General features: G+C 38.2%; 7 protein-coding genes. All 7 read left to right on the top strand.

Annotated elements, in window-relative coordinates:
• The first annotated feature begins 191 nt into the window (after positions 1-191).
• Positions 192-1,187 (top strand): AAA family ATPase, encoded by a 996-nt coding sequence (locus tag AC4MRQ_RS07775; protein WP_491197096.1) that lies wholly within the window; start codon positions 192-194, stop codon positions 1,185-1,187.
• A 124-nt stretch (positions 1,188-1,311) separates the two neighbouring features.
• Positions 1,312-2,178: a DUF58 domain-containing protein gene (locus AC4MRQ_RS07780; protein ID WP_491197097.1), complete on the top strand. Its 867-nt coding sequence runs from the start codon at positions 1,312-1,314 to the stop codon at positions 2,176-2,178.
• Positions 2,179-3,201 (top strand): hypothetical protein, encoded by a 1,023-nt coding sequence (locus tag AC4MRQ_RS07785; RefSeq protein WP_491197098.1) that lies wholly within the window; start codon positions 2,179-2,181, stop codon positions 3,199-3,201.
• A gap of 15 nt (positions 3,202-3,216) precedes the next feature.
• Complete coding sequence (locus tag AC4MRQ_RS07790; protein WP_491197099.1) at positions 3,217-4,215, top strand: vWA domain-containing protein; 999 nt, start codon at positions 3,217-3,219, stop codon at positions 4,213-4,215.
• Positions 4,216-4,253: 38 nt separating this feature from the next.
• Positions 4,254-5,303, top strand: a complete 1,050-nt coding sequence (locus tag AC4MRQ_RS07795; RefSeq protein WP_491197100.1) for a VWA domain-containing protein — start codon at positions 4,254-4,256, stop codon at positions 5,301-5,303.
• 14 nt (positions 5,304-5,317) lie between these two features.
• Complete coding sequence (locus AC4MRQ_RS07800; RefSeq protein WP_491197101.1) at positions 5,318-6,268, top strand: tetratricopeptide repeat protein; 951 nt, start codon at positions 5,318-5,320, stop codon at positions 6,266-6,268.
• A gap of 33 nt (positions 6,269-6,301) precedes the next feature.
• Positions 6,302-7,065: BatD family protein (locus AC4MRQ_RS07805; protein WP_491197102.1), on the top strand; the 764-nt coding region annotated here is incomplete at its 3' end.

The following is a 7,065-nucleotide window of genomic DNA, read 5'->3' on the forward strand; positions in this document are numbered from 1 at the left end:
TTAGCCTAATTCAATGAAGTATTATATCATTGCAGATGGGGTAAAATGGTATACGTTAAAGGATAGTTAAAATTGCTTCGACTTAACAAAAATTAACGAAGCTGAAATAATTGATCAGGCGAACTTTGTGTTTATTTGAATGAATGAGAGAATTGTTTTAAAAAATATAATAAATAGATAAAATACAAATCATGGAACAATCCGTAGATATTAAAGCAATAAACGAACGCATTAAAGAAGAAAGCTCTTTTGTTGATTTGTTGACAATGGAGATGAATAAGGTAATTGTTGGTCAAAAACATTTGGTTGAAGGTCTCTTAATCGGTCTTTTATCAGATGGCCACATTCTTCTTGAAGGTGTTCCCGGATTAGCAAAAACACTTGCCATTAACACTCTGGCAACGATTGTAGATGCAAAATTTTCACGTATTCAGTTTACACCAGACTTGCTACCTGCCGACCTTTTAGGCACAATGATTTATAGCCAGAAAAAAGAGGAATTCATTGTCAAGCAAGGTCCAATCTTCACTAATTTTGTATTAGCTGATGAGATTAACCGGGCTCCGGCAAAAGTGCAGAGTGCCTTACTGGAAGCTATGCAGGAAAGACAAGTAACGATTGGTGAAACTACTTATCCACTTGAGGAACCATTCCTGGTAATGGCCACGCAAAACCCGATTGAACAAGAAGGAACCTATCCGCTACCTGAAGCACAGGTTGACCGTTTTATGCTAAAGCTTGTATTGGACTATCCAAAAAAGGATGAAGAGCAGTTAATCATCCGTCATAACCTGGCGAAAACATTCCCAAAAGCATCAACTATACTAAAGCCTGAAGATATCGTTCGCGCACGTCAGGTGGTGAAAGACGTTTATATGGATGAAAAGATTGAGAAATACATTGTAGACATTACTTTTGCTACACGTTTCCCTGAACAATATGGTCTTGAAAGATTCAAAGACATGATTTCTTACGGAGCATCACCTCGTGCCAGTATCAGTTTATCGATGGCAGCCAAGGCATTTGCATTTATCAAGCGACGTGGCTATGTGATTCCTGAAGATGTCAGAGCTATTTGCCATGATGTATTACGCCACCGTATTGGTCTATCTTATGAAGCTGAAGCTAATAATTTAACTTCGGAAGAGATCATTAGCGAAATATTAAATCAGGTTGAAGTACCTTAAATAAAGCTGTTAGCTATTAGCCACCTGCTACTAGCTTTCAAACTTTATTGCAGTTTATTAGCACTTTCAACAATCCAACCGGTTATGGGCAATTTGCCAGGGGCTGGTAGCTAAAACACAAAAATTGGAAGCAACTGATTTATTAAAAAAAGTACGCCAGATCGAAATTAAAACGCGTGGTTTGTCGGCAAATATTTTTGCCGGCGAATACCATTCGGCATTTAAAGGCCGTGGTATGACTTTTAGTGAAGTACGCGAATATCAATATGGCGACGATATACGAAACATTGACTGGAATGTAACAGCGCGATTTAATCACCCATATATCAAAGTATTTGAGGAAGAACGTGAATTAACCGTGTTACTTATGATCGATGTATCTGGCTCAAGGGAGTTTGGTTCAGGGTTTAAGTACAAGAAAAACGTTATTACTGAGATTGCCGCCGTATTGGCCTTTTCGGCCATTCAAAATAACGATAAAATTGGTGTGATTTTTTTTAGTGATCGAATCGAGAAATTCATTCCACCCAAGAAAGGCCGTAAGCATATTCTTCACATTATCCGTGAATTTATCACTTTTACGCCTGAACATCGTCAAACCAATATTTCTGAGGCGCTTAAATATTTGACCAATGCCATCAAAAAGAGGTGTACTACTTTCGTAATCTCTGACTTTATTGACAATGATTTTGAAGACGCCCTTAAAATTGCCAATCAAAAGCACGATGTAGTAGCTTTAAAGGTTTATGACAAACGGGAAACCGAAATTCCATCCATTGGAATGATTAAGCTGAAAGATGCTGAAACCGGGCAATACCAATGGGCTGACACTTCTAACAAAGCAGTTCGTCAGGCATATAATAGATGGTGGCGAGAAACTGAGGACGCGACTCGCAGGTTATTTAGTAAATGTGGAGTTGATAATGTTTCTGTTCGTACAGATGAAGACTATGTTAAAGCGCTGATTTCTTTGTTTAAAAAACGTATTTAAATGAAATTACTAAAATCACCATACAAAATCCTTTCGCTTCTTTTGCTGGCTTACTTTTGTATCAATCCGATGGTTAAGGCACAAAATGTAACGGCATCTGCCACATTGGATTCAACGGTTATTTTTATAGGTGGGCAAATTGACTTAAAACTTCAATTAAGTCACCCTGATAATATGGAATTGGCTTTACCACAGCTTACAGACACCATTACTAAGAACATTGAAATTGTTCGCTTTAATGAGCCTGACACTTTAAGCCGTGAAAATAACCGCTTGCTAATTGAGCAAAGTTATCGAATTACTTCTTTCGATAGTGGATTACATTATATACCGCCAATTGTTTTTGAAGAGGCCAGCGAAAAATTAGGTAAACGAATTCAAACCGATGCAATGGCCTTAATGGTTGCCAATCCTTTTGAAGAAGTTGATCCTCAAAAAGGTATTTTTGATATCAAACAGCCTGTCAATACCCCATTTCACCTTTCAGAACTGTACAAGTATGTGCCTTGGGTGTTAGGCTTCATATTAGCAGCTGGTATCATCACATTTATTCTTTTAAAATTTTTAGGACGAGAAGTTCCGGTTAAAATATTCAAGAAGGAAGAACCTGTTATTCCGGCACATATAAAAGCATTAGAATCGCTCGACAAAATCAAAGGGGAAAAGTTATGGCAGCATAACCGAATTAAAGAGTACTATTCGGGTGTTACAGATACACTACGCCACTATATAGAAGAGCGTTTCAAAATACGAGCCATGGAGCAAACCACTGACGAAATTATGGATTCGTTTACTGGTGTTGATATTAGAGATGGCAAATCAATTGATAATTTAAGGCAGATACTAATTACAGCCGACCTGGTAAAATTTGCTAAGCATGAACCACTTCCTGACGAAAACGACTTAAGCATGATCAATGCTTACTTCTTTGTCAACCAAACAAAAGAAGAAGAACTAAAATCGCTTGAAGAAGAAAAGGAAGCTATGCTTAAAAAAGAAGAAGACCTGACTGTAAACGAGTAAAAAAGGTAGTTAATAATGATGAACGATATAACATTTACGCAACCGTATTTTTTCTGGCTACTACTTATTTTACCAGCCTATATTGCTTGGTATATCTGGAAACAAAAAGGGATGCAAGCTTCTTTGCAGATATCAACACTGAAAGGATTTGAAAAAGCACCTGTATCAAAAAAAGTTTACCTCCGCCACCTTTTGTTTGTTTTCAGGGTTTTAAGCATTATGCTTTTAATTACTGTTTTGGCCAGACCGCAATCCAGCAATAGTTTCCGGGATGAAAAAACAGAGGGTATTGACATTATGATGTCGCTGGATATTTCCGGTAGTATGTTGGCTGAAGACTTTAAACCAAATCGCTTGGAAGCAGCTAAACAGGTAGCAATTGATTTTATTAACGGACGTACAAGCGATAAAATTGGTTTAGTGATTTACGGAGCAAATGCATTTACTCAATGCCCACTTACAACCGATTATAATGTTCTGACAAACCTATTCCGTGATTTGGATCAAATAGAACTGGATAATACGGGTACAGCCATTGGTATGGGTCTGGCAACAGCCGTGCAGCGTATAAAAGATAGTGATGCGAAAAGTAAAGTGATTATCCTCCTGACTGATGGAGAAAATAACGCTGGTGAGATTGCTCCTTTGACGGCTGCCGAAATAGCCCAAACCTTTGACGTGACAGTTTATACCATTGGAGTCGGAACCAATGGCATGGCACCGATGCCAATTCAGACTGTCAGAGGTAAAGAGTATCAGCAAATGGAAGTGAAGATTGATGAAGAACTTTTACAGAGCATCGCCGATATGACAGGAGGCCAGTATTTCAGGGCAACTGACAACCAGAAACTGGAAGAGATATATAAAGAAATTGATGAAATGGAAAAAACGCGCATTGAAGTTCGCGAATACACCAAGCGAAAAGAAGAATACTGGTGGTTTGCTGCTTTAGCTGGTTTATTCCTTTTATTGGAAATATTTTTGCGAAGTACGGTATTCAGGAATTTACCTTAATATCATCGCACAACTTTAAGAACAAGAATTTAAGCAATATGAATATATTCAGGTTTGAACATCCTAATGCACTTTACCTGTTGCTATTAATACCTCTTTTAGCATTTATACATTTGTATCTGGCAAAAAGAAGAAAGAAAGCATTGGAAAAATTTGGCAATACCGAATTATTAAATGATCTGATGCCCAATGTATCATTTAAGCGACCAACCATTAAATTTTACATTCTACTTTGGGCATTTATTGTGTTGATCATTACAATTGCAGGACCGCAATATGGAACTAAACTGGAAACCATTAAGCGAAAAGGTATTGAAATTATAGTTGCGCTTGATGTCTCAAATAGTATGATGGCACAGGACATTGAACCTAACCGGCTTGAAAGAGCTAAACAAGCCATTGCCCGATTAATCGACAAATTACAAAATGACCGTATTGGACTGATTGTTTTTGCCGGTGAAGCTTTTGTTCAGTTACCTATTACTACAGATTATCCATCTGCGAAAATGTTCCTTAATTCGATTGATACAGATATTGTTACTACACAAGGAACGGCTATCGGTTCAGCTATCCAAAAAGGAATCAGCAGTTTCACAAGTCAGGAAGATGTCAACCGGGCTGTCATAGTAATAACAGATGGCGAAAACCACGAGGACGATCCGGTTGCAGTAGCTGCAGCAGCAACTGAAAAAGGGATAAAGGTTTATACAGTGGGAATGGGACTTCCTAAAGGAGCTCCTATCCCTGTTAAAGGAGGTCGAAGCAATGATTTTATGAAAGACCGGGATGGCAATGTAGTGATATCAAAACTTGATGAAGCTACGCTGCAGAAAATAGCCATAACGGGGAATGGTGCTTATATTCCTGCCAACAATATTCGCAATGGTATAAACAATCTGGTTGATGAATTAAGTCAGTTGGAAAAATCTGAACTCGAAGCTAAAGTATATACGGATTACGATGATCAATTTCAGTATTTTGCAGCCTTTGCTTTGTTACTGATAATTCTTGAATTTTTAATCCTGGAACGCAAAAACCGAAGACTCAAACACATTAACATCTTCGAGGTGAAGAATAACAAAGAATAATGTTTTAAACGATTATGATGAAGTTAAAATACATATTTCTTTTCTCAACAATATTATTCAGTTCGCTGTATATAAAGGCACAAGATGAACGTAAATTTATCAGAAGTGGTAATAGTCATTTTGCTGACTCGGCCTACCTTGAATCTGAAATTGAATATCGAAAAGCTATAGAAAAGTCAGGCGATTCTTTCGAAGCTAAATTTAACCTGGCCGATGCTCTGTATAAACAAGAACGTTTTAATGAAGCTTTGGACCAGTTTCAGATACTCGCAGGAACAGAAACTGATCCTGAGCGATTGGGACAAGTTTATCACAACATTGGTAACAGTTATTTTGCCATGCAAAAACTGCCAGAAAGTCTGGAAGCCTACAAAAATGCCTTGCGCAATAACCCTGAGGATCATAGTACACGATACAACCTGATTGCTGTTCAGAAGATGTTGGAGCAACAACAAAACCAGCAGGACCAGAATCAGGATCAAAACCAAGATCAGAATCAGGACCAACAGCAAAATCAGGATCAGAATAACCAGGCGCAAGACTCTGATAAAGATGGCATACCTGATGAAAAAGAGAAGGAAAACGAACAAGGTCAGCAAGATCCAAACCAGGATACAGACCAGGATGGTACACCCGACTATCAGGATCAGGATTCAGACAATGATGGTCGCCCTGATAGCCAGGAAGCAGGAGATGATCCTTCCAATCCGAAAGACACTGATAATGACGGCACTCCAGATTATCGTGATTTAGATTCTGATAATGATGGTACGCCTGATAAAGATGAGAAGCAGGAACAACCTCCTCGTCAGAATCAACAAAATCAGCAAACACCTCCCGGACAAATGTCAAAAGAGGATGCTCAACGCTTGCTAAATGCTATTCAACAAGACGAAAGCGAGTTGCAAAAAGAATTAAGAAAAGCGAAGCCTGCTCAAAGAACAAAGACAGAAAAAAACTGGTAGATTATTATTTTTGCAAAAACATTTATTTTAAATATGCGACTAATCTTACTAACCATATTACTCATAGCCACAAGTATTGCTTCTGTAAATGCTCAGGAAGTTAGCTTCACAGCTCGCACTCAGTCAGCTGTTGTGGCGGGTGATAAGTTTCAATTGGTATATACCGTAAATAAAGAAGGTAGTGATATACGCCTGCCTGCCCTTCAGGATTTCCAGATCCTAATGGGTCCAAGTACCTCATATTCAAATAGTACTTCTATTATTAACGGTAAGGTAACGCGTGAAACCACCTATACCTTTACCTATATACTGAAAGCGCTAAAAGAAGGTGATTTCACCATTCCACCAGCTACTATTAAAGTGGATGACGAGAAAATTTCATCGAATGCCGTTAAAATCAAAGTTCTCAAAGCGGGCAGTAAACCACAGAATAACCAACAGAATAATACTGCAACTGGCAGAGCACCCAGCGATGATGAATTGTTCATCACGGTAAAACCATCCAAGAAAAATGTATTTCAGGGCGAACCTTTGGTGCTGACAACTAAAATTTACACGCAAGTACAGTTGGAAGATATCTCTGATATCAAACAGCCAAAACTTTCTGACTTTATTGTACAGTCCTTACGAGATAAAAATAAGGGTATTTCATGGACCATGGAAAATGTTAATGGTCGCAATTATAATGTTGCCACTTTTGACCAAAAACTTGTTTTTCCACAAAAGACTGGTAAACTAACCATTGAACCAACTGATATTGAATTTCTGGTTCAACAACGGGTTGCTCCCAGCCGATC

Source organism: Carboxylicivirga sp., from assembly GCF_982718395.1.